Here is a 26,820-nt window from a genome sequence, read left to right as displayed (position 1 = left end):
CGCCCCGCACCCTGTAGGCACACGGGACGGCCGGCCGACGCCGGCCACCCGGAGACGGCGGGAGGTCGGGTGGCGCGGAGCGGACGGCTGGCGATCGGCGCGCTGGCACTAGCGGGAGCGCGGGTGCTGGCGCCGGCGGGGGCGCGGATGCTGGCACGCCGCCGGGCGCGGCGGGCCTGCGTCGATCCACGGCCGGGCCGGTGGCAGGTGGTGACGGTGGCCGCGCCGCCCGAACAGGTGCTCCCGGCCGGGCGGTGGCCCGAGCCACTGCGCCGCCTCGACGGCGCGGTCGAGGTGTGGGCCCGCCCGGCTCCCGGCGGGCGCGGCACCGAGCTGGCGGTACGCCCGCTGGGCGGGGAGTGCGCGCTCCCGGGGTTCGCCGCACACCTGGTCGGCGACGACCCGGGCCGGTTCCTGCGCCACGTGCTGCGGCAGACCAAGCAGCTCCTGGAGACCGGCGAGGTGCTGCGCGCGGACCGTTCGCCGCTGGACCGGCCGGGAGCCGTGAGATGAGGGCGCTGTGCTGGGCCGGAGCCGACCTGCTGGAGGTGTGCCGCGTCCCGGACCCGGAGCTGCGCAACGCCCAGGACATGATCGTGCGGGTCCGGCGGAGCACGACCTGCGGCGCGGACCTGCCGCTTCTGGCCGGGCGGGTGCCCGAGGCGTCCGCCGGTGAGGTGCTCGGACGCGAGTTCCTCGGCGACGTGGTCGAGGTCGGCCCGGAGGTACGCCGGCACCGCGTCGCCGACCGGGTGGTGGTGAGCGCGGCGGTGGCGTGCGGGGCGTGCTGGTTCTGCCGGCAGGGGCTGCCGGCCTGCTGCGACAACGGCACGAGCGGCGTGACGGCCGAGCCGGAGTGGGGGCAGCCGTCCGCCGGCGGCTACGGACGGCCGGCCCGGCTCGGTGGCTTCGCCGGTGGCCACGCCGAGTACGTGCGGGTGCCGTACGCCGACATGGGCGCGTTCGCCGTGCCGGAGTCGGTGAGCGACGACCGGGCGGTGTTCGCCGCGGACGCCGCGCCGGCCGGCTGGTACGGCGCCGAGCTGGGCGAGGTCGCCCCCGGTGACGTCGTGGCGGTGTGGGGCGCGGGAGCGGTCGGCCAGCTCACCGCCGGTGCTGCGGTGGCCCGGGGCGCGCACCGGGTGATCGTGGTCGACGACCGGGACGACCGGCTGCGGATGGTCGCCGGGCACGAGGGCGTGGAGGCGCTCAACCACAGGTACGTGGACGTGCTCGCCGAGCTGCGCGAACGCAGCGGCGGCCGGGGCCCGGACGTGTGCGTCGACGCCTCCGGGGTGGCGACCGTACCGGTCCGGTGGCCGGTGGCCGAGCCGGACGGCGGGGCGGCGCTGCGCGAGGCGGTGCACGCCTGCCGCAAGGGCGGCGTGGTGGTGGTGCTCGACGCCCGGCCCGGGTTCGTGGACCGGTTCCCGCTCGGCGCGCTCGCGGACAAGGGGCTCGCCGTCCGTGCCGCCCGCCGCCGGGGCGGGGCCGCGATCCCGGCGCTGCTGGCGCGGATGGCCCGCGACGAGCTGGTCACCGAGCACCTGGCCACGCATCGGATGCCGCTGGAGCGCGGCGCCGAGGGGTACGCGTTGTTCCGGGACCGGACCGACGGCTGCGTCCGGGTGGTCTTCACGCCGTGAAGGTGAGCGTCATCGGTGGCACACTCGGCGGATGCGCGCAGACCGTCCGTACGACCTCGTCCTGTTCGGCGCCACCGGCTTCACCGGCGGGCTGACCGCCGAGTACCTGGCCCGGCACGCGCCGGACCGGCTGCGCTGGGCGCTGGCCGGGCGTAACCCGGAGAAGCTGGCCGCCGTACGGGACCGGCTGGCCGCGATCGACCCGGCCCTGGCCGAGCTGCCGCTGCTCACCGCCGACGTGACGGACACGGCGTCGCTGCGCGCGGTGGCGGAGTGCGCCCGGGTGGTGGCCACCACCGTCGGCCCGTACGTGCACCACGGCGAGCCGCTGGTGGCCGCCTGCGCCGCGGCCGGCACCGACTACCTGGACATCACCGGTGAGCCGGAGTTCGTGGACCGGATGTACGTGCGGCACCACGCCGAGGCGGTGCGCACCGGGGCACGCCTGGTGCACGCCTGCGGCTTCGACTCGATTCCGCACGACCTGGGCGTCTGGTACACGGTCAAGCAACTGCCCGCCGACGGGCCGGTCGCCGTGGACGGGTACGTGCGGGCCGGTGGCCGGTTCTCCGCCGGGACGTACCACTCGGCGCTCACCGCGTTCTCCCGTACCGGTGAGATGAGCCGCGCGGCGCGGGCCCGCCGGGCGATGGAGCCCGGCCCGGACGGGCGCCGGGTCCGCGCGGTGCCGGGCAAGGTCGGCCGGGTACGCGAGTTCGGCCAGTGGGCGGTGCCGCTGCCCACCATCGACCCGCAGGTGGTCCGCCGATCGGCGGCGGCCCGACCGGAGTACGGCCCGGACTTCCGCTACCGGCACTTCGCGGCGATGAAGCGGCTGCCCACTGTGCTCGTCGCGGGTGTCGGGCTGGCCGGCGTGATGGGGCTGGTGAAGGTGGCGCCGACGCGGCGCTGGCTGCTCGGGCGGCTCGCCTCCGGGCAGGGGCCGACCGCCGAGCAGCGGGCGAAGTCGTGGTTCCAGGTGCGGTTCGTGGGCACCGGCGGCGGCCGGCGGGTGGTGACCGAGGTGTCCGGCGGCGACCCGGGTTACGACGAGACGGCCAAGATGCTCGCCGAGTCGGCGCTGTGCCTGGCCTTCGACGACCTGCCGGAGACCGCCGGGCAGGTCACGCCGGTCGCGGCGATGGGCGACGCGCTGCTGGACCGGCTGGTACGCGCGGGCATCACGTTCCGCACGCTGTCGGCGTGAGGTTGACCCTCGACCCGCTTGAGGTCACAGGATGACGGCCGTGGAGAGCGAGCTTCGCAGCATCGGCGAACTGGCCCGGGCCAGCGGGTTGACGGTCAGCGCACTGCGTTTCTACGACCGTTCCGGCGTGCTGGCGCCGGCCCGGGTCGACCCGGTGACCGGCTACCGCTGGTACACCGAGGAGCAGGTGGGACCGGCCCGCCTGGTGGCCGGGCTACGCCGGGTCGGGATGCCGCTGACCGGCATCGCCGAGGCGCTGCGGCACCGGCACCGGCCGGCCGAGGTGCACCGGCTGCTGGACGCGCACCTGCGCCGCCTGGAGGACGGCCTGGCCGACGCGCGTCGCGAACTCTCCCGGATCCGCAGCCTGATCGACCCGGAGGAGACCATCGTGACCACCCGACTCGTGCTGTCCCGCACCGACCTCGCCGCCGCCTTCGACGCCGTACGTTTCGCCGTCGGCGCCGACCCCGGCCTGCCGGTCCTGTCCGGTGTGCTGCTGGAGGTGGCCCCGGACGGGGTGCACCTGTTCGCCACCGACCGGTTCCGGCTGGCCGTGGCCCGGGCCGGCGGCACCGTCGACGGCCCGCCGGTGAGCGCGCTGCTGCCGGTGGCCGCCGTCGACGAGCTGCGGGCGCTGCTCGGAGCCGACGGCGCGGGGGACGCCGAAGTCGTCGTCGCCCCCGACCGGGTGACTGTCACGGTGGCGGGCCGGCCGCTGACCGCCGCCCCGCTGCCGTACGACTTCCCCGACTACCGGCGGCTGCTGCGGGCGCAGCTCGGCGACGCGCCCGCGTACCGGATCCCGTTCGACGGCGCGGCGCTACGGGCGGCGCTCACCGCCGACGGCGTCCCGGTCTGCCGCCGCGCGCACGAGGGCGTCGAGCACGAGGTGGTGGCGCTCGGCCTGGACGGCCGCGGCGAGCTGCGCCTGGTCGACCCGAGCGGCGCGGGCGGCGTGGGCGGCGCGGGCGGCGCGGGCGGCGCGGGCGGCGCGGGCGGCGCGGATGCGCTTCGGGTGGCGGTGAACCGGGAGTACCTGCTGGACGCGCTGGGCTCCGGCGACGGCCAGCTCGTGCTGGAGCTGGACGGCCCGATCACCCCGCTGGCCGTGCGGCGGGCCGACGACGCGAGCGCCTTCTCCGTCCTGATGCCGGTACGCCTCTGAGGTTCCGCGCGCAGCGCCACCTTGCGACGCCGATCTGTGACCGTGCGTGACGCCGCCACTCTCCGGATGCTTCACCCCTTGCGCACTTTGCTCTGCAGCCATCCGCGCATCGCTTACGGTCCGTCGAACGTCGCGTCGATGGCTGCAGAGCAAAGTCGCCGGAGGGACATGCCCGTCGGGGAGCGGAGCCGCGAGATTGACCAGCTCAGGGCGCTCGTGAGCCGAAGCGGGGCGACGAGTGCATCAATGCGCCATCACGGAAAGTGAGCACCCTCCGCCGACGGCACCGTCACCACGCACAGTCACCGGAACGGGCCCCGCGACGGCGGGCTGCGCGGGCCGGGCCGGGGCGGCGGGGGCGCGACGGTAGCATCTGGAGGTCCCACCTGACTGCCTGGACGGAGGCGTACGAGCAGCATGCTCGACATGGAGTTGATCCGGAAGGATCGCGAGGCGGTGGCGACCGCGCTGGCGAAGCGTCTGGATCCCGCCGAGGTCACCCGGGCGCTGGACGATATCCAGCGGCTCGACCAGGAACGACGCGCCCTGATCACGGAGATCGACGCCGAGCGGCAGCGCCGCAAGGCCGAGGCGCGCGCGTACGCGGAGGCGAAACGGTCCGGCGGCACGCCGCAGCCGGTCGCCCCGGAGGCCGAGCGCAAGCAGCTCGCGGAGCTGGAGTCCCAGCTCGACGAGGTGCAGTCCCGGCTGCGCTCGGCGATGAGCGAGCTGCCGAACCTGCCCGCCGACGACGTGGTCCCCGGCGGCAAGGAGGCCAACCGGGTGGTGCGCACGTTCGGCGAGGTGCCGGCCATCGAGAAGGTACGCGACCACGTGGAGCTGAGCCGCGCGCTCGGCCTGGTCGACCACGAGCGGGGCGTGAAGCTCGGCGGCTCGGGCTTCTGGATGTACACCGGTCTGGGCGCCCGGCTGGAGTGGGCGCTGGTGAACTGGCTGATCGAGCAGAACATCCAGGCCGGGTACGAGTTCCTGCTCCCGCCGCACCTGCTGCTGGACAGCGCCGGTTTCGCCGCCGGCCAGTTCCCGAAGTTCCACGACGACGTCTACCACATCGACAAGCAGTCGTCCTCGCGCGGCCAGTTCCTGCTGCCCACGGCGGAGACGGCGATCCTCGGCGCGTACCAGGACGAGATCCTGGAGACGCCGAAGCTGCCGTTGAAGGCGTTCGCGTACACGCCGTGCTACCGGCGTGAGGCGGCCGGTTCGCACTCCGACGAGCGCGGCACCGTACGCGGCCACCAGTTCAACAAGGTGGAGATCTTCCAGTTCACGCTGCCGGAGCAGGCGGGCGAGGCGCTGGAGGCGATGGTCGGCCACGTCGAGGGCCTGGTCGGCAAGCTCGGCCTGCACTTCCAGACCAGCCTGCTGGCCGCCGGTGACGCGAGCGCCTCGATGAAGAAGACGCTCGACGTCGAGGTGTGGATGCCGAGCACCGGCAAGTACAAGGAGGTGTCGTCGGTCTCCTGGGCCGGCGACTACCAGGCGCGACGGGCGGCGATCCGCTACCGCGAGCCGGGCGCGAAGCAGACGCGTTTCGTGCACACGCTCAACGGTTCGGCGCTCGCCACCAGCCGCCTGTTCCCGGCCATCCTGGAGCAGTGCCAGCAGCCCGACGGCTCGGTGGTGGTCCCGGAGGTCCTCCGCGACAAGCTCGGCACCGACCGCCTCACCCCGCGCTGACCCGCTCCCCCGCACACGCCGCACACGCCTCTCCCCCGCGATCTTGCACTTGCAGCCCGCCAGAAGTCCGGTTCACCCCTTCCGCCGGGGCACCAAGTGCAAGATCGCGGGGGCGGGGGCGGAGGGCGGCTAGGAGCAGCGCGGTCAGGAGCAGCGCCGCCAGGACGGCGGGGCCCAGCGTGTTGACAGCGCTCACCAAGGACTGCTGGATAGCGGCTGCGGTGCGGATGACCGGGTCGGTGAAGGCGTCGTAGCGGCCCCGGGCGAGGCGTACCTCGTACCAGCCGTACCAGGCGACGTAGCCGCCCGCGACCACCAGCACCAGGCCGCTCAGCCGCGGCACCCACGCGCCCGCGCCGCGCAGCCGCGCCACCACCCGACCGCGCAGCAGCGCCACGGCGAGCGCGGCCACGCCGACCACGAGCGCCATGCCCAGCGCGTACGCCCCGAACAGCGCCAGCCCGCGCCACGGCGACCCGGCCCGCAGGCTGGTCACCACGATCGCCAGGAACGGCGCGATCGCGCAGGTCAGCGACGTGAGCGCGTACGCCGCGCCGAACAGCGCCATGGACGGCCAGGTGCGGGTGAGCCGGGGCGCGACGCGCAGCGGGCGCGGCGCGGGCAGCCGACGGCCGGCGAGCAGCCAGCACCCGGCCAGTGCCAGCAGCACGCCGAGCGTCACTGTGAGCCACGGCAGCCGGGGCCGCAGCCAGTCCGCCGCCGGTGCCAGGGCCAGCCCGAACGCGCCGAACACCAGCACGTACCCGAGGGTGAGCCCGGCCGTCGCGGTGAGCGCGCGGCCGACCGCGCCGCGCCCGCCGTCGGGGCCGGCGACGAGCAGCGAGAGGTACGCGGGCAGCATCGCGAAGCCGCACGGGTTGACCGCGCCGAGCATGCCGGCGGTCAGGGCGAGCAGCAGCGCGCCGGTCATCCCCGGGCCAGCGTCTCGACCTGCCGGGTCAGCGCCTCGCCGTCCAGGAATCCCTTGTGGACGACCCGGCCGGTGCGGTCCAGGACGACGAACGTGCTCTGCTCGGCCACCTTGAACCGGCGCCACAGCGCGCCCGCCCGGTCGTCGATCTGTGTCGTGCCGCCCAGGTCGAACTCGGTGACGAACGACCTCATGGCCTTCTGCTCGCCGAGCCCGGCGACGCCGACGATCGGGACCGTGTCGCGGTAGGTGGGGGCGATCTCGGCCACCGTCCACGCCTGGCTCGCGCAGGTGGCGCACCAGGGCGCCCAGAACCACAGCACGACGGGCCGCCCGGCCAGGGCGGCGGCGTCGAACGCCGTACCGTCGAGGGTCTTGCCGGTGAACGACAGCGCGGCCGGCACCGGGGCCGGTGACGCGGACGCCGGCGCGGCGGCCGGCGACCCGGTGGCCGGGGAAGCAGGAGCAGGGGACGCGGAGACGACCGCGCCCGCCGGTGCGCCGCCCTCGGGTCCGGCCGCGCAGGCGGTCACGGCGGCGAGCGTGGCGGCCAGCAGGGCGGCGGTGACACGAACGGGGGTACGCATCGGCGGCTCCTGGGTTCTACTCGGCCCGGACCAGCCGGAGCGCGAGTTCGGGACAGACCTTTACCGCCTTGAGCGCTCCCTCGCGCAGCCACGTCGGCACCGGGGTGGGCGGGAACGCCGGGTAGCCGTTGCCGTCGAGCCGGATGAAGTCCGGCACCACATGCGCGCACAGCCCGTGCCCGTCGCAGCGCGACCAGTCCAGGGTGAGCTTCTGCGGGTTGGCGTCGGGCGCGCCGGGCAGCCCCATCATGCCCTTGACCCGCTTGCCGCAGCCCTCGCCGGTGGCGTGCAGCCGCAGGTCGTCGGCGAACACCTCCATGGCCGACAACGCGAACCGGGCGGTGCCGTCCGGGTGGCTGCACGCGCCGCGGCCCTTGACGTCGCCGGCCGCGGCCCGGACCAGCTCGACCGGGGCGCTGCCGGAGACCGCGAGGTCGACCGAGCGGGCCAGGTCGGGCAGGCCCATCTTGCACGGGCCGCACTGCCCGGCGGACTCGCCCGCGAGGTACCGCACCACCTGCGCGGCCTCGCCCAGCGGGCAGGTGTCGGCGCCCAGCGGCACGATGATGCCGGCGCCGAGCGTGCCGCCGACGGCGGTGAGCCCCTTGCGGGACACCTCGGCCCGCTCCGCCGCCGCCGAGGTGATCCACTTGCCGTGGTAGCCGCCCATCAGGATGCCCGGGCCCGGCGGCACCTCGCACAGGTCGAGGATCTCCCGCAGCGGGGTGCCGGCGGCGCACTCCACCACGGCGGGGCGCTTCGCCGAGCCGGTGACGGTGAGCAGCACGGTGCCCGGCTCGTCGTCGGTGCCGAGCGCGGCGTACTCGTACGGGCCGATCCGGGCGGCGACGGCGAGCTGGGAGTACGTCTCGGCGTTCGACAGCAGCGTGGGCAGCCCGCCGACGCCGGAGTCGCTGGAGCGCTTCTTCGTGCCGGGCGGGATGTGCGGCAGGCCGTTGATGCCGTTGACGAGCGCGCCGCCCTCGCCGGAGATGAACCGGTGCGGCACCGTGACGATCGTGGTCGGCACCGGCATGCGCCGTTCCTGCAACGCCTCGGCCAGCGAGGGGCGGCCCACGTCGTCGTCGGCGACGCCGATCACGATCTCCTCGGCGTCGAGCGCGAACGCGGCGAGCGCGGCGCCGTCCAGGATGAGGTGCGGGGCGCGGGTGAGCAGCACCTTGTCCTTCCAGCTCGCCGGCTCCCCCTCGGTGGCGTTCACCACCACCACGGCGCCGAGGTCCTGCCGCTCGCAGGACTCCAGCACGGCGCGCAGTTTGCGGGCGAACGGGAAACCGGCGCCGCCCTTGCCCTTGAGGTCGATCGCCTCGGCGAGCCGCAGCAGCGCCGCCGGTTCCATCGGGCCGATCGGACCGTGCACCTCCTCGTGGGCCAGCAGGTCGAGCCGGCCGAACTCGGCGAAACCGGCGGTCAGGCGGGGCTCGCCGACACAGGCGACAGGTGGGATCGTCGCGCGCTTCACCGGGCCTCACCCCGCAGTCCGGCCCAGTACGCGCCGTCGACCGCTTCCGCGTCGGCCCGCTTGCGGCGGCCGGGCCGGCTCTCCTTGCCCGCGCGCATGGCGCGGCGAGAGGCGAGGTCGACGAGCGTCGGGGTGTCGTCGACGAACGCCTCGTCGGCGGCGTAGCGGGCCGGCGGGCGCCAGTAGTCGGGCTCCTCCGGCACGTCCTCCTCGTCCCGGTAGCGCCGGCCGGACCCGCTGAGCGGCTCCGCCGAGAGCGGGGTGCCGGAGATCGGGCCGGCCGAGATCGGCTCGCCGGAGACCGGGCGGGTCTCCCAGCGGCGCGGGCTGTCCCAGGGCTCCTCCGGCTCGTCGCCGGCGCGCGGCGGCGCGGAGTAGCGGGCCACCTCGGAGGCCGTGGCGTACCGGCCGCTGTCCGGGGGCGCGGAGTGGCGGCCACCGGTGTCCGGCGGCGCCGAGTGCCGGCCGCCGCTCTCCGGCGGCGCGGAGTACCGGGCGACCAGGTCCTCGTCGTCGCGGGAGCGGCGGGCCACCCGCTCCTCGGTCCGGGACCGGCGGGTCACACGCTCCTCGTCGTCGCGGCGACGGCGGCGGGCGGGCGCCTCCTGGGTGCGGGCCCGCCGGGTGGGCGCGTCCGGCTCGGCCTCGCGCCGCCGGGCGGCGGCCGCGCGGACCGGCTCGCGCAGGGATCCGGGTTCCGGCACCACGGGTACGGCGAACCGCTCCGGATCGCGCCGCCGGGCGGTGCCTGCCGGTGCGGTCCAGGTGGCGCTCGCCTCGGCCCAGCGGCCCCGGCCGGCTCCGCTGTCCTCCTTGTCGGCGGCCTTCTTGCGAGTGAGCGCGGCGAACACGCCGGTACGCTCCTCGCCCTTGCCGGCCATCGCCTTGTTCAGCGCGACGGCCTGGTGCTGCTCGCGGCTGCGCTTGCCGAGGTGGACCGAGACGCGCACCAGCAGCGCCATCACCACCAGCAGCACGCAGGCGAGGTAGCTCAGCACCACCCAGGCGGCGGCGGGCCGGCCGGCGTTGAGGCCGTGCACCAGCGCGAACGGCCAGGACACGTACGCCATCGAGTGCAGCGCGCGCCAGAACCACCTCGGACCGACTCCGGCGAACCGGACCCGGATCAGGCCGGTCCAGAGCACGCCCACCATCAGCAGCGCGGCGACGGTGCCCAGTCCGATGTAGAGGCCGCTGCCGCTGAGGAACGGCACCACCGCGTCGGTCGGCCCGGCCCGGCCGATCGCCACCTTGGTGATGACGTGGAAGACGAGCCCGGCGACGCCGAGCACGCCGGTGGCGCGGTGCGCCGACTGGAGCAGCACGCGGTGCCGGATGAGCAGCACCAGGCGGTCGGTGGCGAGCAGGCCCAGCATCACTGTGATGCTGAGCGAGACCAGGGCGACCACCCCGGCGAAGAACTCGGTGAAGAAGAATCCGTACGAGTACATGACGCCGCCGGCGCCGGCCAGTTCCACACCGGCCCACGCGAGGCCGAGCGCGGAGGCGGTCAGTGCCACCATCGCGGACTTCGACATCGTCCGGGCACCACGGCTGGTGGTGGTGGTCCGGACGGTCGTCGCCTTCTCGTTCTGCTGTGCCCGGGCCATCTGCTCCTCGATCGTCTCGCGGCGGCGCCCCCACCGGCCGACCCTGCTCCCACCTCAGGTACGGAGGGACGGCGCGCACGGATCACCTCCGGTGGCGAATTTCTCGGCCGGATTCTCGAACCGTCCGGACCGGACGCGCGTGTAGCGACCGACGCAGCGACGGATGCCCATACGTTGACAGCTCTTGCAACATTCTCGTAACCTTGCCGCAAACTTTCAGGTCGGCTGCAAGAACCCGGCACTGATACAGGCTCCACTCCCCCGCATCCCCCGCAACCCGCAGGAGTCCTGATGCATCGACGCCGATGCCGCGCCGCAGCGCTCGCCCTGAGCCTGGCCGCGAGCCTGCTCGTCCCCCTCACCGCGGCGGCACCCCCGGCCGCCGCCGCCACCCCGGGCACCAAGAAGGTGATCGTCCAGCTCTTCGAGTGGAACTGGACCTCGGTGGCCGCCGAGTGCACCAGCACGCTGGGCCCGAAGGGCTACGGCTACGTGCAGGTGTCCCCACCCCAGGAGCACGTCAACAGCAGCCCGTGGTGGGTGTCGTACCAGCCGGTCAGCTACCGGATCGAGTCCCGCAAGGGCACCCGCGCGCAGTTCCAGTCCATGGTGAACACCTGCCACGCGGCGGGCGTCAAGGTGATCGTCGACGCCGTGGTCAACCACATGTCCGGCCAGGAGAACGGCGGCACCGGCTGGGCCGGCTCGTCGTACGGGCACTACAACTACCCGGGCGTCTACTCGGCGCAGGACTTCCACTACTGCGGCCGCAACGGCAACAACGACATCGCCAACTACAACGACCGGTACGAGGTGCAGAACTGCGAGCTGGTCAACCTCGCCGACCTCAAGACCGAGTCGGAGTACGTGCGCGGCAGGCTGGCCGCGTACCTCAACGACCTGCTCTCGCTCGGCGTCGACGGCTTCCGCCTCGACGGCAGCAAGCACATGCCGGCCGCCGACATCGCCGCGATCAAGGCCAAGCTGAACCGCGGCGCGTACCTGGTGCAGGAGGTCATCTACGGCGCGGGTGAGCCGATCCAGCCCACCGAGTACACCGGCAACGGCGACGTGCACGAGTTCCGGTACGGCAAGGACCTGGCCCGGATGTTCAACAACGAGCGCCTGGCGTACCTGCGGAACTTCGGCGAGTCCTGGGGCTACCTGTCGAGCGCCAAGGCGGTGGTCTTCACCGACAACCACGACACCCAGCGCGAGGGTGGCGTGCTCACCTACCGCAACCGTGGCACGTACGCGCTCGCCAACGCGTTCATGCTGGCCTGGCCGTACGGCACCCCGGCGGTGATGTCGAGCTTCACCTACAGCGGCCGGGACCAGGGCCCGCCCTCCGACGGCAGCAACCGGATCACCAACGTCACCTGCTATTCGGGCTGGGAGTGCGAGCACCGCTGGCCGGTCATCGCCAACATGGTCGGCTTCCGCAACGCCACCGAGGGCGCCGGGGTCTCCAACTGGTACGACAACGGCTACCAGCACATCGCGTTCAGCCGTACCGGCAAGGGCTACCTGACGATCAACGACGAGGACAGCGCGGTGAACGGCCGGTCGTACTACACCGGGCTGCCGGCGGGCCGCTACTGCGACGTCGTCCACGGCACGTTCAGTAACGGCTCGTGCAGCGGCCCGGTGATCACCGTGGACTCGTCCGGCTGGTTCGCCGCGAACGTGGCCGCGCACGACGCGATCGCCATCCACGTCGGCGCGAAGCTGAGCTGAGCCGATCCGGCGCGGAAGCCCTCGTACCCGCAGTACCGGGTATGAGGGCTTCCGTTCCGTTACAGTCGGTTTCGTGCTGTTCGACCGGTTTGCCACGCGCCGGCCTCCCGGCTGGCTGATCGCCGCGCTCGCCGTACCGCTGCTGCTCGTCACCGCGCTGCTGGTCGGCCGCGCGCTCACCGTCACGCCCGAGCGCCAGGCGGCGCCGCCCGCCGCCGCGCCCCCGGCCACGACCGCCGCTCCGAGCCCGTCGCCGCTGGAGTCGGTGCCGCCCGCCGCGCCGGCACCGGACGACCTGCCGGTGGTCACCTACGACCCGGCCCCGCGCGGCTTCCCGCCCGACCCGGACCCGGCCGACACCCGCCCGCTCAGCGAAGGGCTGCGCCCGAACCGGAACGTGGCCGCGTACGACGCGCCGGGCGGGCGTCCGCTGGCGTTCCTCGCGCCGACCATCAGCGGCGTACGGCTGACGGTGCCGATCGTCGACCGCCGCGCCGGCTGGACCGCGGTGCTGCTCCCGTCGGCCAACCGCACCATCGCGTGGCTGCCGTCCGGCGGCTGGACCACTGTGGCGCTGCGCGACCAGATCGTGGTGGAGCGGCGCACCCACCGCCTCACCTGGAGCCGGGACGGGCGCGCGATGCGCACCTGGCCGGTCAGCCTCGGCATGTCCGGGCAGCTCACCCCGCTCGGGCGCACGTTCGTGCTGGGCCGCACGCCACCCCCGCAGGCCGTCTACGGCGGTGTCGACATCTTCGCCCTCGGCGCGATCCCCGACGACCCGGACGCGGTGCCGACCGGCCTGCGCGGGGCCCACATCGGACTGCACAGCTGGTACAACGACGACACGCTCGGCAAGAACGTCACGAACGGCTGCATCCGGCTGACCCGCAGCGCCCAGCGCCTGCTGCTGACCGAGGTCGAGCCGGGCACCGCCTTCGTGGTCGTGGACCGCCTGCCCTGACCGGGCTCAGCCCAGCAGCCACCCGTCGGCCCGGATCCGCTCAGGCCGTCGCGCCGCCGTCGATCGCTATCGACGCGCCGGTGATGTGCCGTCCGCCGGCACCCACCAGGTGACTGACAGTCGCCGCCACGTCTTCCGGCTCCGCGTACCGGCCGAGGGCGATGTGCGACCGCTGCCCGTCCGCGCCCGCGCTGTCCGCCGGGTTCATGTCGGTGTCGGTCGAGCCGGGCAGGATCAGGTTGACGGTGATCCCGCGCGGACCGAGTTCCCGGGCGAGCGCCCGGGTCAGCCCGTTCACGGCGCTCTTGGTCATCGCGTACGCGCTCACCCCGGGAGCCGGGACACGGCTGGCGAAGCTGCTGCCGATGTTGACGATCCGCCCACCCGCACCCATGTGGCGTACCGCCGCCTGGGTGACGAGGTAGACCCCGCGCACGTTCACCGCGATCGCCCGGTCCAGGGCGTCGAGGCTGACCGACTCGATCGGCCCACCCGCGAACACCCCGGCGTTGTTGACCAGGATGTCCAACCGCCCCAACTCGGCGACGGTCCGCTCCACAGCGTCGACCACGGCCGTCGCGTCGGTGCTGTCCGCGTTGATCGCCAGGCCGGTCCGGCCGTACGCCTCGATCTCGGCCACCACGGACTTCGCGCTGTCCTCCGCGGTGCGGTAGGTGAACGCGACGTGGATGCCGTCCTCGGCCAGCCGACGCACGACGGCGGCGCCGATGCCACGGCTCCCGCCCGTCACCAGGGCAACCCTGTCGGCAGGTCTGACCGTCATGCCGTCATCCTGACAGTCGCCTCAGGACGCTGACCATCCGGGTCACCCGTCCGTTTCCGTCCGTTCGATCAGACAGGATTGTCAGCACCCAGGCCGGGTACGCGCGGGCCGTCCAGCGGCGAACGGGGAGACTAGACATGAGCGCACCGACGGGACGGGTCGACACGATCGTGCTCATCCACGGGCTCTGGATGACCTCGCGGAGCTGGGAGCACTGGGCGCAGCGGTACGCCGCGCGCGGCTTCCAGGTGCTCACGCCCGCCTGGCCCGGCATGGACCGCGAGGTGGAGGAGCTGCGGGCCGACCCGGCCCCGATCGCCGCGCAGCGCATCGCCGACATCGCCGACCACTACGAGGCGATCATCCGGGACCTGCCGCGCCCGCCGATCATCATGGGCCACTCGTTCGGCGGCCTGATCGCCCAGTTGCTGGCGGACCGGCGCCTCGGCGCCGCCGTGGTCGCCGTGCACCCCGCGCCGGTACGGGGCGTGCTCAAGCTGCCGCCGAGCACGCTGCGCTCCGGGTACTCCATCCTGCACAACCCGGCCAACCGGCACCGCGCGGTGCCGTTCACCCCGGAGGACTTCCGGTACGCCTTCGGCAACACCATCAGCCAGGAGCAGTCCGACGCGGCATGGCAGCGGTACGCCGTACCGGGCGCCGGGCACGTGCTGTTCGAGGCCGCGTTCGCCAACCTGGACCCGAACTCCGCCACCGAGATTGACAAGAAGCGCAGCGACCGCGCCCCGCTGCTGATCACCGCGGGCGGCGAGGACCACGTGGTGCCCGCGTCGCTGGCCAGCAGCATCGCCAACCTCTACCGGAGCTCCACGGCGCTCACCGGCTACCGGGAGTTCCCCGGCCGGTCGCACTTCGTCGGCGGCGAACCGGGCTGGGAGGAGGAAGCGGACTTCGCGCTGGAGTGGGCGGTCGAGGCGGCGAACGAGTTCTCCCCGACCGTGGTCGCCGAGGCCCCTCGACGGCGCTGACCACGCCGGAACCATCGCTCGCTTGCGTAGATATCAAAATCTGCCCAACTTGATATCATCGACTCGTTCGACTGGCCGGACGAGGAGGCGCAGCGTGTCCCGAACCATCCTTGACGTCGATGACGAACTCCTGGCCGAGGCCGCCGAGATCCTCGGCACCGGCACCAAGAAGGCCACCGTCAACGCCGCGCTTCAGGCAGTGGTCAACCGGGAGAAGCGCCGGGAGTTCGCCGAATGGCTCAAGAGCGGCGGCCTGCCAGACCTCACCGACCCGCAGCAGGCGTCGAAGCCCGAAGCGGCATGACGCGGGAGCGCTACCTTCTCGACAAGTCCGCGCTGGCCAGGTGGCCGAAACCTGCCGTGGCAGCCGTCCTGGACGAGTTGTCCGAGCGCGGCCTGCTGGCGGTCTGCGGCGCAATCGAGATCGATGTTGTGCACAGCGCCCGCTCGGCCAAGGACGCGAAGCGCGCGCGATGGCTGCTCCGCGGCTTCGACTGGCTCGCCATGCCCGACGACATCTGGGATCGGGCGATCGACGTGCAGGTGCAGGCGCTGCACAAGGGCAACCACCGCGCGCTCTCGATGGCCGATCTGCTGATCGCCGCGACGGCCGAACGGCATGGCGTGACCGTTCTGCACTACGACGGCGACTTCGATCTGATCACCGCGATCACCGGCCAGCCGACCACGTGGGTCGTCCCGGCCGGAAAGGCCGACTGACCGACTCCGGCCCTCACTCCCACGAGTCGGAGATGTCGAGGACTTCGAGATCGGGTGGGGCCGCTGCCGCCACCGTCTCGGCGTCCCGCGTCACCAGGTAGCAGCGGTAGAGCACGGCGGTGGCGACCGCATGGGCCACGTCGAGCGGCACCTTCCGGCTCGCCGCGATCCGGGCCACCCGCCGGCTGGTCGGGCCGTCGTAGACCGCGATCCGGATGTCCCGGTCCGTGTCGAGGAGCAGATCGAGCAGGTCGGCGGCCGGAGTGCCCGCGACCTGAAGCTGCGCCTGCCCGAGGCAGAGCGCCGGGATCCACACCTCCTGCTCGGGATCCTCCTGCGCGAGGGTCAGCAACGCGCCCGGTTCGACGCTGTCGCCCGCGGCGTACGCGAGCAGTGCGGACGTGTCCAGGACGAGCCCGTTCACGCGGCGGCCGCCCCGTCACCGTCCCCGAACTGGCGCAGCCACTCCATGTTCCGTTCGTGCTGCTCGTCGCTGATCGGTGGCTGTTGGGCCAGCCTCCGGCGGGCCCGCTCGACGTCCTCGTCGGTCACCACGTAGCCGTGCTCGGCCCATCGAGCCCGCAGGCCGTCCGCGCGCATCTTGCGACGGAGCACGTCGGCGATGAAGCCGGACGTCGTGCCGTGCGACCGCTCGACGTACTCGGCCACGTCGTCGGGCAAACTGATCGTGATGCGCCGCGTCATACTCTCACCATAGCTCGTGCATACTCCGCTTGCGGTGCGGCACGCGGGTGTCGTCCGACCCTGCTCCGGCGCATGCTCATCGCGGCCGGAACCGCCGGGAACACTCACCGTCGTGTCCGGGCCGGAGCAGACACCGCTGCCCACCGGGCAGCAACCGGTCGCAGAACACCCAGTGGCGGACGTTCTGGTCGTCCTCCGCCGAGACGGTGGTGCCGCCCGGCTCGGTCTGCGGCAGGACATACGTCCAGTGCGCCACCACCCGCGCCAGCCGCTGAGCGGAGAGCAGGTCGTTGACGACGACCGGCAGGTGGATCACCCATCGCTCGGTCACCTGTCGTACCCCCGTTCGTTGCGGGCCCGAGCCTGCTCCGACTGCCAGCGACGCAGCGCGTTCTTGATTCGGTCTGTCTCCCGGCGGCTCTGCGCCAGCGCGTCGTAGACGGCGGCCAGGTCACCGGCGACGCGGTCGAGGAACTCCCGCACCTCCTGCGGGTCGAGCCCGCGCCGGCCCAGTTGGGTCGTCCGGAAGCTCCGCTCACGGACCTGCCACGGGCGCAGGGGTTGGTAGGCGGACGAGCGGTAGCAGGTCGATCCGAGGACCGATCGCCGGCGACGCCGGACACGCCGGAGGAAGACGCGCATGACAGGACCTGCCCCTCACCGTCGAGATCGAACCGTGGAAGGGCGGGCCCACCGGCCCGCCCCGCACCGGCGGACCCACCCCGGGCACCTGCCACCGCAGCCTTCGACCAGCAGTACGTCAGCAGGGCTCACATGGCCATTGAGCAGGAGAACTCCACAGTGGCCGCAGGGGAAGTGAAGCACCGCATCTAGTCAAATGCAACGTCTAACAGAGAGCGTCCTACTAGAGCCACATGCATTTAGTAGAACTCAGCGTGACGTGTCTATTGTTTCTGATACATCAGCGGCGTTTAATTGAACGGAGGCGCGTCAACTATGACCTGACCATCGGAGGCAGGGGTGTCACAGGCCGTAACGGGATCGACCATGCTTCGGCGACAGCTGGGCAGGAAACTCGAATCCCTCCGCAAGGCTGCCGGGCTGACGATGGAGAAGGCCGCCGAGGAACTGGACCGGGCGAGGGCAACCCTCTATCGCATCGAGAGCGGCGCCGAGAACGTCCGGTTCCGCGCGGCGGACGTCAAGGAGATGCTCAAGCTCTACGGCGCTTCGGAGGAGGACGGCGAACTGGTTCTCGCCATGGCATCGGCCACGCGAGAAAACAAGAACTGGTGGCACGACTACATCGGCTCGGGCCTTCCGCGCTGGTTCCAGCTCTACATCGGCCTTGAAGCAGCGGCGTCCAGCATCCGGCAGTACCAAGCCGAGTTGGTTCCCGGCCTACTCCAGACGCGCGCCTACGCCGAGCAGCTCTTCCGGATGCCCGGCGGCGCCATCGAGGCAGGTGACCGCGAGGGCCAAGAGCGAGCCATCCAGCTCCGCGTGGAGCGGCAGGCACTTCTCACCCGCTTCTCCGCCCCACAACTCAGCGTGATAGTCAACGAGGCGGTGTTGCGGCGTCCGGTTGGTGGAGCGACCATCATGACCGAGCAGCTACATCAGATCCTGAAGGCCGCAGAGCTACCCAACGTAACCGTGCAGGTTCTAGCTTTTTCTTCCGGGCTGCACGCCGGAGCGATGGCCGGGGCTTTCTCGATCCTGGAATTTCCGCGAGACAGCAGCGGCAAGGAGGTGGAACCGCCGGTGACATACCTGGAAGCCGCTACCGGTGCCATCTACCTCGACAAGCCACACGAGACCGACGCCTACAACACCATCTGGACTGACATAGCGAGCCGCGCGCTGAGCGAGTCCAAGTCGAAGAGCCTGATCCAGCATGTCGCAGAGGAGTACTCCCGTGCCTGACCTGACCGGCGCCGTCTGGCGCAAGTCGACCCGCAGCAACAACGGCGGGGAGTGCGTGGAGGTGGCCGACAATCTCCCCGACGTGGTCGGCCTGCGCGACAGCAAGAACCCCGCTGGCCCGGCCCTCGCTTTCCCGCCGGGCACTTGGGCCGCCTTCATCCGGGCCGTCAAGAGCGAGACGCTGAGCCGCTGACCGTTGCCCGCGCCGACACCGGAGCGGCGGCATCATGATCTCACCGGAGTCAGGCTCAGAGCGTGTCATAGACATCGCCACGATGGCCGAGGTGAACCACGAGGACGATCAGTTCACGATCGCGGACGGTGTAGATAATGCGGTAGTCACCGACCCGGATGCGCAGTAGACCGGGATGCCCGGCTAGCGCCTTCACCCCGGCCGGACGGGGCTCGATGGCCAGCGAGGCGACGGCGTCGACAAGGCGGGCCTGCACGGGTCTATCGAGCTTGCGCAGCAGCTTGGCAGCGGCTCGATCGACCCGGACGGCGAAGACCGGCTCCGGTGGCAGCGTCACAGGCCGAGCTCGTCGCGCAGGTCGGCCAGCGGGACGGGGGTGTCGCCGGCGTCGATACGGGCCAGGGCATCGCGGGCCGCCGAGACATCTGCGGCGTCCTCGGCTCGCTCGATCGCTTCGGCAAGCTCGGCGGGGACGATGGCCGCCAAGCGCTGCCCCCGGCGGGTCACGTAAGTGATCCGCCCGGCGTAGTGGGCACGTGACACGACATCCGCGAGGCTGTCTCGGGCATCGGAGATCGGCAGTTCGGCGGCGGGCTCGCTCATATCCCGATTGTACAACTCGTACGACTCGTACGAGTGCAAAGTGCCGCCTGCTGGCTCTGGTGTGCGGGTGGGTGCGCCGGGTATGACGGAAACATGAGGGCGAGTTTCCGGCTGGGCCGGATTGCGGGTGTACCGGTCGGCGTCAACTGGAGTGTCCTGGTCATCTTCGTCCTGATCGCGTGGGCGCTGTCGGCGAGCCTGTTCCCCGCCTCGTACCCCGGTCACTCCCCCGTCGCCTACATCGCGGCCGGCCTGGCCGCCGCCGTCGTCTTCTTCGTCGGCCTGCTCGCCCACGAGGTGGCGCACGCGGTCGTCGCCAAGCGCAACGGCATCGAGGTCGAGGGGATCACGCTGTGGCTGTTCGGCGGTGTCGCCGAGCTGAAGGGCGAGGCGAAGGACCCGGGCGCAGAGCTGCGGATCGCCGGAGTCGGGCCGCTGGTCAGCCTGATCCTCGGCGTGTTCTTCGCGGCGATCGCGGTGGCGGTCGCCGCCGCCGGCGGGCACGGCCTGCTGCTCGGCGCGCTGGCGTGGCTGGCGGGCATCAACGTGCTGCTGGCGATCTTCAACGTGCTTCCCGCCGCCCCGCTGGACGGCGGGCGGCTGCTGCGCGCGGCGGTCTGGAAGTTCACCGGCGACCGGACCAAGGCGTCGGTGGTGGCGGCCCGCGCGGGCTGGGTGCTCGGCGTCGTGCTGATCGGGCTCGGGCTGTGGCGGTTCTTCACCGGCGCCGGGTTCGGCGGGCTGTGGCTGGCGCTGATCGGCTGGTTCCTGCTCGGCGCCGCCGGCCAGGAGGAGCGTGCCGCCCGGATGGGCGACGCGCTGCGCGGCATCCGGGTCGGCGACGTGATGACGCCGCAGCCGCAGACCGCGTCCGGCGACCTCACAGTTGCCGACTTCGTCGACCACTACCTGTTCGCGTACCGGCACTCGGCACTCCCGCTCACCGTCGACGGCAGGCCGGTCGGTCTGGTCACGCTCGATCGGGTACGCGGCATCGCGGCGGACCGCCGCGCCTCGACCACGCTGGCCGAGGTGTCCTGCCGCGCCGACGAACTGGTGCTCGCCCGCCCGGACGAGCAGCTCACCGACCTGCTGCCCCGCCTCAACGAGTGCACCGACGGCCGGGCGCTCGTGGTGATCGACGACCAGCTTGTCGGCATCGTCTCGCCCAGCGACATCAGCCGGGCCGTGCAGCGCGGCAGCCTGCGCCAGCAGGTACCGGCCGGGCGCTGACCTCAGTCCCGGGGGAAGTAGCGGTCCATCTCGGCGGTGCGGAACTTCCCCTTCGGGTCGAACTCGCGCAGCAGCGCGGCGAAGTCGGCGTGCCGGGGGTACGCGGCGGCCGGATCGCGCTCGAACAGCTTGCCCCAGTGCGGGCGCGGCGCGAACGGGGCGAGCCGCTCCTCCACCTCGGCCAGCACCGGCGCCACAGCCACCGGGTCGCCGATCCAGGTGAAGTGCAGCGCCAGCGAGTCGCGCCGGAAGTTCGGGCTCAGCCACAGCTCGTCGGCGGCGACCGTACGCAGCTCACAGATCTGGAGCACGGCGGCGATGCGGTCGGCGACCGGATCGAGCGCGGCGAGCGCCGCCGAGGCGTCGGCGCGGGCCACGTGCCACTCGGACTGCAACTCGTCGCCGCTGCTCGGGGTGAAGCCGAGCCGGAAGTGCGGCAGCCGCTCGTGCCACGGCCCCGGCTCACCGAGCTGAGCGGTGCAGTGCTCCGGTGACATGCCGGGCACCGGGTGCCGGGGCGAGTCGGCGGCCACCGTGTCCAGCCAGTCGGCCGGCGGCGGCGGCTCGTCGGCGTGCTGCTTGACCCACACCTGGTCGAAGCGCTCCGAGCGCCACGAGGTGAAGACGCTGACGCTGTACGCGGCGTCGAGCGCCTCGTCCAGCGCCGCGCGGGGCAGGCCGAGGCGGACGTGCTGGCGCACCGCGTACGTGGGCACCACGTCGAGCGTGAGCCGGGTGACCACACCCAGCGCGCCCAGATTGACCACCATCCCGGCGAAGCGCGGGTCACTACGGTCGACGGTGATCAGGTCGCCGTCGGCGGTGACCAGTTCCAGCGCGGCGACGGCGGCGGCGAGGTTGCGATTGCGCGCGCCGGAACCGTGGGTGGCGGTGGCGACCGAGCCGGCCACCGAGATGTGCGGCAGCGAGGCGAGGTTCGCCAGCGCGTACCCCTGAGCCTGGAGCGCGGTGGCCAGGTCGCCGTAGCGCAGGCCGGCCGCGACGGTGACGGCGCCGCGGTCGGGGTCGAGCGCGACGGTGGGCGGCAGGCCGTCCAGCGTGATCTGGGTGCCGGTGGTGTCGCCGAGCCGGTTGAACGAGTGGCCGGTGCCGACGGCCCGGACCAGGTCGGCCTCCGCGACCAGCCGCCGCAGCTCGTCGGTCGAGGTCGGCCGCGATCGGGTACGCGCCGACCAGCTGACGTTTCCGGCCCAGTTGGTCTCCGTCATGCGCTGCATCATCCGCCATCATGCGCCGGCAGGGTTGCCCCGGCCACTCGGCGGGAATCCTGGCGGGATGAGCAGCTACCGCGACCCGAGCCTCCGCGGCGACGTGTACCCGTCGGAGGAGGAGATCGACCCGACCGGCGTGGACCCCGACGCTGCGGAGATGCCGCCCGCCGGTGTGGGGCCCGCCGCTGCGGAGATGCCGCCTGCCGCTGTGGGGGTGGTGCCCGCCGCGACCGCGCCGGTGCCGGGGCCCACGCCGGAGCCCGAGCCGGTCCCGGTGCCCCACCCGGGGCCGCCGCCACGCCAGGCCTCCGGCCGGTCGATCGTGACCCGGCACCTGGACGGCTCCGTCGAGGTGGTGACCGACCTGGACGGCGACGGCGTGGCCGACGTGGTGCAGGTCGACCTGGACGGGGACGGTGTGCCCGACGTGACGTACCTGGACAGCGACCGCGACGGCCGCCTCGACACCGTCCGCCGCGCCACAACAAGCTGACCCGCCCGAAACTCACGCGACTCGGCGACGATCTTGGAGTTCTGGCGCGGGAGCGCCTCCCGTAAAGCGAGATTGTTGTTCCGCAAGGTGGGATAGATGGAGATCTTGGCATGAAAGGGCCCCTATGGGGCCGTTTGGTACCAAGATCTCGACGGGGGGCGGGCAGGGGCCGGGTCAGAGCTGGGGCATGACCTCGGCGGCCACCAGCTCCAGGTGGTCCAGGTCGGTCAGGTCCAGCACCTGGAGGTAGGCGCGCGAGCTGCCCGCCTCGGCGTACCGGCTGAGCGTCTCGACCACCTCGGCGGGCGTGCCGGCGGCGCCGTTCGCGCGCAGCTCCGCCGGGTCGCGCCCGATCGCCTCGGCGCGACGCTTCACCTCGGCCTCGTTCCGGCCGCAGCAGAGCACGAGCGCGTTCGACCAGATCATCGTCGACGGGTCCCGGTCGATCGCGGCGCAGGCGTCGCGTACCCGCCCGAACTGCGTGACGGTGTCCTCGACCGAGACGAACGGCAGGTTGAACTCGTCGGCGTACCGGGCGGCCAGGCGGGGCGTGCGCTTCGGTCCCATGCCGCCGAGCAGGATCGGCGGGCGGGGGCGCTGCACCGGCTTGGGCAGCGCGGGCGAGTCGCTGACCGGGTAGTACGTGCCGGGGAAGTCGAACGTGGCGCCGTCCGGGGTGGACCAGAGCCCGGTGATGACCGCGAGCTGTTCCTCCAGCCGGTCGAACCGCTCCCCCAGCGGCGGGAACGGGATGCCGTACGCGGTGTGCTCCTCGGCGTACCAGCCGGTGCCGATGCCCAGCTCGACCCGGCCGCCGCTCATCTGGTCGACCTGCGCCACGGTGATCGCCAGCGGGCCGGGCAGCCGGAACGTGGCGGCTGTCATCAGCGTGCCGAGCCGGATCCGGGTGGTGTCGCGGGCCAGGCCGGCGAGCGTCGTCCAGGCGTCGGTCGGGCCGGGATCACCGCTCACCGAACCCATCTTCAGGTAGTGGTCGGAGCGGAAGAACGCGGCGAAGCCGGTCTCCTCCGCGCGGCGGGCCACGGCGAGGAGCTGGTCGTATGTGGCGCCCTGCTGGGGCTCGGTGAAGATCCGCAGTTCCATCCCCCGAGCATAGGGAGCCGGCCGGCGCGGGGCAGCGCCACCTTTGATTCCTTGCCGGGCATATAACGGATGCGGCATATTGAAGTCGTGACCGTCGACGCCTTCGCCGTGCTGGCCGAGCCCGCCCGGCGCCGCATCCTGGACCGGCTGCGCCGGGCGGAGAGCAGCGTCGGCGAGCTGGTGGACGCGCTGGGCATGAGCCAGCCGGCGGTCTCCAAGCACCTGCGCGTGCTCCGCGACGCCGGCCTGGTCACCTGCCGCACGGCCGCGCAGCGGCGGATCTACCGGGTCGACGTGGCGCCGCTGCGGGCAGTGGACGACTGGCTCGGGCCGTACCGGTCGATGTGGACCGCGCATCTCGACGCCCTGGAAAGCCATCTCGACAGTCAGGAGTGACAGATGGACCGCGACTCGTTCCGTCCCGGCCCGCTCGCCCGGGTGGCGCTGACCCCCGAAAACGAACTGATCTTCGTCCGCGCCCTGCGGCACCCGCCGGAGAAGGTGTGGGCCGCGCTCACCGACCCGGAGCAACTTGCCGGGTGGGCGCCGTTCCTGGCCGACCGCGGCCTGGGCCGCACCGGCGACGCCGTGCTCAGCACCGTCGACGGCGAGCAGACCCACCCGGCGCCGGCCCGGGTGCTGCGCGCGGACCGGCCGAACCTGCTGGAGTACACCTGGGGCGACGACCTGCTCCGCTGGGAGCTGACCGCGACAGGCGACGGCACCACGCTGACGTTGCGGCACCGGGTCGCCCGGCCCGACCTGGCCCCGTCGATGGCCGCCGGCTGGCATCTGTGCCTGGACGTCGCCGCCCATCTGCTCGACGGTGACCCGGTCGGCCCGATCCGGGGCGCGGAGGCGAAGGACTTCGGCTGGGCGGAGCTGCGCGACGCGTACGCCGAACGCCTGGACCGCGACTGACGCACTCCCGCGCGGCTCGTCCTACCCGTCGAGGTGGTCGGCGGGGGCGGTCTGCAGCAGCCACGCGAGCGGCATCCGGGCGTGCTCGGCGTACCGGCCGTCGCCGGTGAGCTCCTGGAGCGTGACGGTCTGCGCGCCGTCCCGCTCCACGACCCAGTAACGCGGGATGCCGGCCGAGGCGTACTCCCGGGCCTTGGTCGCCGAGTCCATGGTCTCCGAGCCGGGCGAGACGATCTCGACCACCAGCACGAGGTCGGCCACGGCCGACCAGACTCGACGGGCGGGCGGCTTCCGCCACACCGTGATGTCGGGAATCCGGCCACCGTCACCGCTGGGCCCGGGCACCCGAACGCCGACGGCCTGGAGCACCTGCTCGGCAGGCCAGCCTGCCATGATCAGCCAGGCGAAGATCCGGCTCGCGATGATGGCGTGCTCCGAGTCGGGCGGCGGCATGACCGACAGAACCCCCTCGGGGCTGGTCTCGTAGCGGTGACCGTTCGGGTCGACGGCGTTCATCTTCGCGACGTCGTCGAGCGTCACGACGGCGGGCATGTGCATGCCGACTGCCTCAGCGCTCATGACGCCATCCTATGGCAGCAGCCGGCATCACCGCGGCATCCAGCCCGTCACGCGGTCCGGCGGCGCAGCCACCCGGCGGCGCCGCCGACCAGCGTCGTGCCGATGGTGGTGCCGATGGCCACCAGCGCCGCACCGACCGCCCACAGGCCGGTGTCGTCTGTCGAGGCGGCGTGCACCGCCCACGGGACGGTGAACGCCACTGTCATCACCGTCGCCACCAGCCAGACGTTCAGCCACCAGCCGCCGACAGCGGCCAGCGCGCACAGGGTCAGCACCGCGGCGGCGACCTGCCAGACCGCGTACGGCCCGCTCATGTCGCCCGTCTCCGGGTCCGTGGTCCAGCCTGATTCCCAGCTCAGCCAAGCCGCCCAGGCACCGGCCGTGGCGAGCGCCAGGAACAGACCGCCGAGCAGCGTACGTCTCCTTGTCACGCCTCCGATCCTGCCCGGTCGGCGGCCCGCGCGAATGAGCACGCGTACTCGATTCCGGCAGCGCACACGGCCGTGTGCGCGGCGTGTGCGCCGGGTGCCAGCGGCCCCGGTCATCGTCGGCGTCATGAGTTACGCATTCGAAGCGGAGGGCCTGGTCAAGCGGTTCGGTACGACCACCGCGCTGGCCGGGATCGACCTCGCCGCACGCCGGGGAACCGTGCTGGGGGTGCTGGGGCCCAACGGCGCCGGCAAGACCACTGCGGTACGGATCCTCGCCACACTGCTGCGCCCGGACGGGGGACGCGCCACCGTCGGCGGCCACGACGTGGTCACCGACGCCGCCCGGGTACGCCGGCTGATCGGGCTGACCGGCCAGTACGCCTCGGTCGACGAGGACCTGACCGGCACCCAGAACCTGGCGCTGATCGGCCGCCTGCTCGACCTGAGCCGCCGCGAGGCACGGGCGCGGGCGGCGGAACTGCTCGCCTGGTTCGGCCTGACCGACGCGGCCGGGCGACCGGCCAAGACGTACTCCGGTGGCATGCGCCGTCGCCTGGACCTGGCCGCGAGCCTGGTCGGCCGGCCGGAGGTGATCTACCTGGACGAGCCGACGACCGGCCTGGACCCGGCGAAGCGGGAGGAGATGTGGGGCGTGGTCCGTTCGCTCGTCGACGACGGGTCGACGGTGCTGCTCACCACGCAGTACCTGGACGAGGCCGACGCGCTCGCCGACGAGATCTCGGTGATCGACCACGGGCGGGTGATCGCGCACGGCACGCCCGGCGAGCTGAAGCGGATCGCCGGCAGTCAGACGATCGTGGTCCGGCCGACCGATCCGGGCCGGATCGGCGCTGTCGCCGAGATCCTGCGCGTCAGCACCGGGGCCGATCCCGAGCTGCCCCGGCCGGGCCTGCTCACCGTGCCGGTGGACAGCGACGCCACGTTCCCGACTGTGGTGCGCCGTCTCGACGAGTCCGGCATCGGGGTGGCGGAGCTGGCGCTGCGGCTGCCCAGCCTCGACGAGGTGTTCTTCACGTTGACCGGCCACGGTGCCGAGGAGTCCACGGAGGTGGCGGCATGACCACGACGACCCGCGCGGCGGCGACGCCGTCCCGGACCGGCACCGCCCACGTCGCCGGCCGCCCGTTCGGGCTGTTCCGGCACAGTCTGGCGCTGGCCGGCCGCAGCCTGGTCAAGACGGTACGCACCCCGGAGCAACTGCTGGACGTCACGCTCCAGCCGATCGTCTTCGTGCTGATCTTCGTCTACCTGCTCGGCGGCGCGGTCGCCGGCTCACAGCACGAGTACCTCCAGCTCCTGCTTCCCGCGATCATGGTGCAGACCGTGCTGTTCGCGTCCATCGCGACCGGCGTCAGCCTCAACACCGACGTCGAGAAGGGCGTCTTCGACAGGTTCCGCAGCCTGCCCATCGCCCGGTCCGCGCCGCTCGTCGGCTCGGTGGTCGGCGACCTGGTCCGGTTCGTGGTCTCCATCGTGGTGCTGCTGGGCTTCGGGTACGCGCTCGGCTTCCGGGTCGGCACCGATCCGCTGTCCGCGCTCGCCGCCTGCCTGCTGACCATCGGGTTCGCGTTCGCGGTCAGTTGGATCGGTGTGCTGCTCGGCGTGGTGATGCGCAGCCCGGGCGCCGTGCAGGGCACCGCCTTCCTGCTGCTGTTCCCGCTGACCTTCGGCACCAACATGATGGTGCCGACGGACACGCTGCCCGGCTGGTTGCAGTGGTGGGTCGGGGTCAACCCGGTGGCCGACGTAATGGAGGCGACCCGGGGCCTGATGATCGGTGGTCCGGTGGCCGGGCCGGTGAGCCGGACGCTGCTCTGGACCGTGGCGATCATCGCGGTGTTCGCGCCGCTCGCCGTCCGCGCCTACCGCCGCCGCGCCTGAGCAGACCGCA

At 72.8% G+C, this 26,820-nt stretch carries 33 protein-coding genes; 18 read left to right on the top strand and 15 right to left on the bottom strand.

All coding sequences use genetic code 11. The features are described 5' to 3' along the window. The first annotated feature begins 69 nt into the window (after positions 1-69). The 5 genes from AB0C17_RS03995 (at position 70) to serS (ending at position 5,722) form a co-directional block, all read left to right on the top strand. On the top strand, positions 70-513 hold the full coding sequence (locus tag AB0C17_RS03995) for a hypothetical protein (protein WP_357476509.1): 444 nt from the start codon (positions 70-72) through the stop codon (positions 511-513). After that, complete coding sequence (locus tag AB0C17_RS03990; RefSeq protein WP_357476507.1) at positions 510-1,646, top strand: alcohol dehydrogenase catalytic domain-containing protein; 1,137 nt, start codon at positions 510-512, stop codon at positions 1,644-1,646. The genes AB0C17_RS03995 and AB0C17_RS03990 overlap by 4 nt, the downstream gene beginning before the upstream one ends. A gap of 31 nt (positions 1,647-1,677) precedes the next feature. Next, on the top strand, positions 1,678-2,853 hold the full coding sequence (locus AB0C17_RS03985; RefSeq protein WP_357391185.1) for a saccharopine dehydrogenase NADP-binding domain-containing protein: 1,176 nt from the start codon (positions 1,678-1,680) through the stop codon (positions 2,851-2,853). A 31-nt stretch (positions 2,854-2,884) separates the two neighbouring features. Then, positions 2,885-4,021 (top strand): MerR family transcriptional regulator, encoded by a 1,137-nt coding sequence (locus AB0C17_RS03980; protein ID WP_357476505.1) that lies wholly within the window; start codon positions 2,885-2,887, stop codon positions 4,019-4,021. A 417-nt stretch (positions 4,022-4,438) separates the two neighbouring features. Further along, complete coding sequence (serS, locus tag AB0C17_RS03975; RefSeq protein ID WP_357476503.1) at positions 4,439-5,722, top strand: serine--tRNA ligase; 1,284 nt, start codon at positions 4,439-4,441, stop codon at positions 5,720-5,722. Here the strand turns inward: serS and AB0C17_RS03970 are convergent. Genes AB0C17_RS03970 through AB0C17_RS03955 form a run of 4 tightly spaced genes read right to left on the bottom strand, consistent with a single transcriptional unit; the run spans position 5,709 to position 10,333 of the window. Further along, positions 5,709-6,653 (bottom strand): cytochrome c biogenesis CcdA family protein, encoded by a 945-nt coding sequence (locus tag AB0C17_RS03970; RefSeq protein ID WP_357476501.1) that lies wholly within the window; start codon positions 6,651-6,653, stop codon positions 5,709-5,711. The two genes, serS and AB0C17_RS03970, sit on opposite strands and share 14 nt — an antisense overlap. Continuing rightward, entirely contained in the window at positions 6,650-7,240 is a 591-nt protein-coding gene (locus AB0C17_RS03965) for a redoxin family protein (protein ID WP_357476499.1), read from the bottom strand. The genes AB0C17_RS03970 and AB0C17_RS03965 overlap by 4 nt, the downstream gene beginning before the upstream one ends. 16 nt (positions 7,241-7,256) lie before the next feature. After that, entirely contained in the window at positions 7,257-8,723 is a 1,467-nt protein-coding gene (locus AB0C17_RS03960; protein WP_357388538.1) for an NADH-ubiquinone oxidoreductase-F iron-sulfur binding region domain-containing protein, read from the bottom strand. Continuing rightward, a complete protein-coding gene (locus AB0C17_RS03955) occupies positions 8,720-10,333 on the bottom strand; it encodes a hypothetical protein (protein ID WP_357470528.1) in 1,614 nt (537 codons plus the stop codon). Before AB0C17_RS03955 ends, AB0C17_RS03960 begins: the two co-directional genes overlap by 4 nt. Positions 10,334-10,624: 291 nt before the next feature. Between AB0C17_RS03955 and AB0C17_RS03950 the strand changes: the two genes are divergently transcribed. Both AB0C17_RS03950 and AB0C17_RS03945 read left to right on the top strand, forming a co-directional pair. Further along, positions 10,625-12,070 (top strand): alpha-amylase family protein, encoded by a 1,446-nt coding sequence (locus AB0C17_RS03950; protein WP_357476497.1) that lies wholly within the window; start codon positions 10,625-10,627, stop codon positions 12,068-12,070. 73 nt (positions 12,071-12,143) lie between these two features. After that, complete coding sequence (locus AB0C17_RS03945; RefSeq protein WP_357476495.1) at positions 12,144-13,034, top strand: L,D-transpeptidase; 891 nt, start codon at positions 12,144-12,146, stop codon at positions 13,032-13,034. A 40-nt stretch (positions 13,035-13,074) separates the two neighbouring features. On the opposite strand, the gene AB0C17_RS03940 is transcribed toward AB0C17_RS03945, so the two are convergent. Further along, positions 13,075-13,818: a 3-oxoacyl-ACP reductase family protein gene (locus AB0C17_RS03940; protein WP_357476493.1), complete on the bottom strand. Its 744-nt coding sequence runs from the start codon at positions 13,816-13,818 to the stop codon at positions 13,075-13,077. Positions 13,819-13,955: 137 nt separating this feature from the next. Here AB0C17_RS03940 and AB0C17_RS03935 point away from each other — a divergent pair, with 137 nt between their 5' ends. The 3 genes from AB0C17_RS03935 (at position 13,956) to AB0C17_RS03925 (ending at position 15,527) form a co-directional block, all read left to right on the top strand. After that, entirely contained in the window at positions 13,956-14,807 is an 852-nt protein-coding gene (locus AB0C17_RS03935; protein ID WP_357470541.1) for an alpha/beta fold hydrolase, read from the top strand. Positions 14,808-14,901: 94 nt separating this feature from the next. Then, the gene (locus AB0C17_RS03930; protein WP_357388550.1) at positions 14,902-15,111 is read left to right on the top strand and encodes a type II toxin-antitoxin system VapB family antitoxin; all 210 of its coding nucleotides are present in this window, start codon (positions 14,902-14,904) and stop codon (positions 15,109-15,111) included. Beyond that, positions 15,108-15,527: a PIN domain nuclease gene (locus AB0C17_RS03925; protein WP_357476491.1), complete on the top strand. Its 420-nt coding sequence runs from the start codon at positions 15,108-15,110 to the stop codon at positions 15,525-15,527. Before AB0C17_RS03930 ends, AB0C17_RS03925 begins: the two co-directional genes overlap by 4 nt. A gap of 13 nt (positions 15,528-15,540) precedes the next feature. Here the strand turns inward: AB0C17_RS03925 and AB0C17_RS03920 are convergent, their stop codons facing one another. The 4 genes from AB0C17_RS03920 to AB0C17_RS03905 form a co-directional block, all read right to left on the bottom strand. Beyond that, on the bottom strand, positions 15,541-15,951 hold the full coding sequence (locus AB0C17_RS03920; protein WP_357388554.1) for a PIN domain-containing protein: 411 nt from the start codon (positions 15,949-15,951) through the stop codon (positions 15,541-15,543). Further along, entirely contained in the window at positions 15,948-16,232 is a 285-nt protein-coding gene (locus AB0C17_RS03915; RefSeq protein WP_357470550.1) for a hypothetical protein, read from the bottom strand. The genes AB0C17_RS03920 and AB0C17_RS03915 overlap by 4 nt, the downstream gene beginning before the upstream one ends. Before the next feature lie 76 nt (positions 16,233-16,308). Further along, positions 16,309-16,563, bottom strand: coding sequence for a hypothetical protein (locus AB0C17_RS03910; protein WP_357476489.1), 255 nt, complete (start codon positions 16,561-16,563; stop codon positions 16,309-16,311). Continuing rightward, complete coding sequence (locus tag AB0C17_RS03905; RefSeq protein ID WP_184687305.1) at positions 16,560-16,874, bottom strand: DivIVA domain-containing protein; 315 nt, start codon at positions 16,872-16,874, stop codon at positions 16,560-16,562. Before AB0C17_RS03905 ends, AB0C17_RS03910 begins: the two co-directional genes overlap by 4 nt. Positions 16,875-17,240: 366 nt before the next feature. Here AB0C17_RS03905 and AB0C17_RS03900 point away from each other — a divergent pair, with 366 nt between their 5' ends. Both AB0C17_RS03900 and AB0C17_RS03895 read left to right on the top strand, forming a co-directional pair. After that, positions 17,241-18,119 (top strand): helix-turn-helix transcriptional regulator, encoded by an 879-nt coding sequence (locus AB0C17_RS03900; protein WP_357388560.1) that lies wholly within the window; start codon positions 17,241-17,243, stop codon positions 18,117-18,119. Next, entirely contained in the window at positions 18,112-18,312 is a 201-nt protein-coding gene (locus AB0C17_RS03895) for a DUF397 domain-containing protein (protein ID WP_357388562.1), read from the top strand. The genes AB0C17_RS03900 and AB0C17_RS03895 overlap by 8 nt, the downstream gene beginning before the upstream one ends. A 55-nt stretch (positions 18,313-18,367) precedes the next feature. Here AB0C17_RS03895 and AB0C17_RS03890 read toward each other — a convergent pair whose 3' ends face one another. Together AB0C17_RS03890 and AB0C17_RS03885 are read right to left on the bottom strand one after the other, a co-directional pair. After that, on the bottom strand, positions 18,368-18,649 hold the full coding sequence (locus tag AB0C17_RS03890) for a type II toxin-antitoxin system RelE/ParE family toxin (RefSeq protein ID WP_357388564.1): 282 nt from the start codon (positions 18,647-18,649) through the stop codon (positions 18,368-18,370). After that, positions 18,646-18,915, bottom strand: a complete 270-nt coding sequence (locus tag AB0C17_RS03885; protein WP_174361730.1) for a type II toxin-antitoxin system prevent-host-death family antitoxin — start codon at positions 18,913-18,915, stop codon at positions 18,646-18,648. Before AB0C17_RS03885 ends, AB0C17_RS03890 begins: the two co-directional genes overlap by 4 nt. Before the next feature lie 93 nt (positions 18,916-19,008). Between AB0C17_RS03885 and AB0C17_RS03880 the strand changes: the two genes are divergently transcribed. Further along, the gene (locus AB0C17_RS03880) at positions 19,009-20,148 is read left to right on the top strand and encodes a site-2 protease family protein (protein ID WP_357476487.1); all 1,140 of its coding nucleotides are present in this window, start codon (positions 19,009-19,011) and stop codon (positions 20,146-20,148) included. A gap of 2 nt (positions 20,149-20,150) precedes the next feature. Here the strand turns inward: AB0C17_RS03880 and AB0C17_RS03875 are convergent, their stop codons facing one another. After that, positions 20,151-21,377, bottom strand: a complete 1,227-nt coding sequence (locus AB0C17_RS03875; protein WP_357470553.1) for an FAD-binding protein — start codon at positions 21,375-21,377, stop codon at positions 20,151-20,153. A gap of 67 nt (positions 21,378-21,444) precedes the next feature. On the opposite strand from AB0C17_RS03875, the gene AB0C17_RS03870 reads away from it, so the two are divergent. Next, positions 21,445-21,873, top strand: a complete 429-nt coding sequence (locus AB0C17_RS03870; RefSeq protein ID WP_357470556.1) for a hypothetical protein — start codon at positions 21,445-21,447, stop codon at positions 21,871-21,873. Positions 21,874-22,047: 174 nt separating this feature from the next. Here the strand turns inward: AB0C17_RS03870 and AB0C17_RS03865 are convergent, their stop codons facing one another. Continuing rightward, on the bottom strand, positions 22,048-22,977 hold the full coding sequence (locus AB0C17_RS03865; protein WP_357388573.1) for an LLM class F420-dependent oxidoreductase: 930 nt from the start codon (positions 22,975-22,977) through the stop codon (positions 22,048-22,050). Between the two features lie 87 nt (positions 22,978-23,064). On the opposite strand from AB0C17_RS03865, the gene AB0C17_RS03860 reads away from it, so the two are divergent. Then, positions 23,065-23,373 carry a metalloregulator ArsR/SmtB family transcription factor gene (locus AB0C17_RS03860; RefSeq protein ID WP_357388575.1) on the top strand — a complete coding sequence of 103 codons (309 nt, stop codon included), beginning with the start codon at positions 23,065-23,067 and terminating at the stop codon, positions 23,371-23,373. 3 nt (positions 23,374-23,376) lie between these two features. Further along, positions 23,377-23,898, top strand: coding sequence for an SRPBCC family protein (locus tag AB0C17_RS03855; protein ID WP_357388577.1), 522 nt, complete (start codon positions 23,377-23,379; stop codon positions 23,896-23,898). A gap of 21 nt (positions 23,899-23,919) precedes the next feature. Here AB0C17_RS03855 and AB0C17_RS03850 read toward each other — a convergent pair whose 3' ends face one another. Next, a complete protein-coding gene (locus tag AB0C17_RS03850; RefSeq protein WP_357476485.1) occupies positions 23,920-24,477 on the bottom strand; it encodes a Uma2 family endonuclease in 558 nt (185 codons plus the stop codon). A 47-nt stretch (positions 24,478-24,524) separates the two neighbouring features. Continuing rightward, on the bottom strand, positions 24,525-24,908 hold the full coding sequence (locus AB0C17_RS03845) for a hypothetical protein (protein ID WP_357470559.1): 384 nt from the start codon (positions 24,906-24,908) through the stop codon (positions 24,525-24,527). A 124-nt stretch (positions 24,909-25,032) separates the two neighbouring features. Here AB0C17_RS03845 and AB0C17_RS03840 point away from each other — a divergent pair, with 124 nt between their 5' ends. Beyond that, positions 25,033-25,989, top strand: coding sequence for an ATP-binding cassette domain-containing protein (locus AB0C17_RS03840; RefSeq protein WP_357388583.1), 957 nt, complete (start codon positions 25,033-25,035; stop codon positions 25,987-25,989). Further along, the gene (locus AB0C17_RS03835; RefSeq protein WP_357388585.1) at positions 25,986-26,810 is read left to right on the top strand and encodes an ABC transporter permease; all 825 of its coding nucleotides are present in this window, start codon (positions 25,986-25,988) and stop codon (positions 26,808-26,810) included. The genes AB0C17_RS03840 and AB0C17_RS03835 overlap by 4 nt, the downstream gene beginning before the upstream one ends. Positions 26,811-26,820 lie beyond the last annotated feature (10 nt).

It is taken from the genome of Micromonospora sp. NPDC048887, assembly GCF_040649715.1.
Classification (GTDB): Bacteria; Actinomycetota; Actinomycetes; order Mycobacteriales; family Micromonosporaceae; genus Micromonospora.
This window is presented reverse-complemented; position numbering and strand designations above follow the sequence as displayed.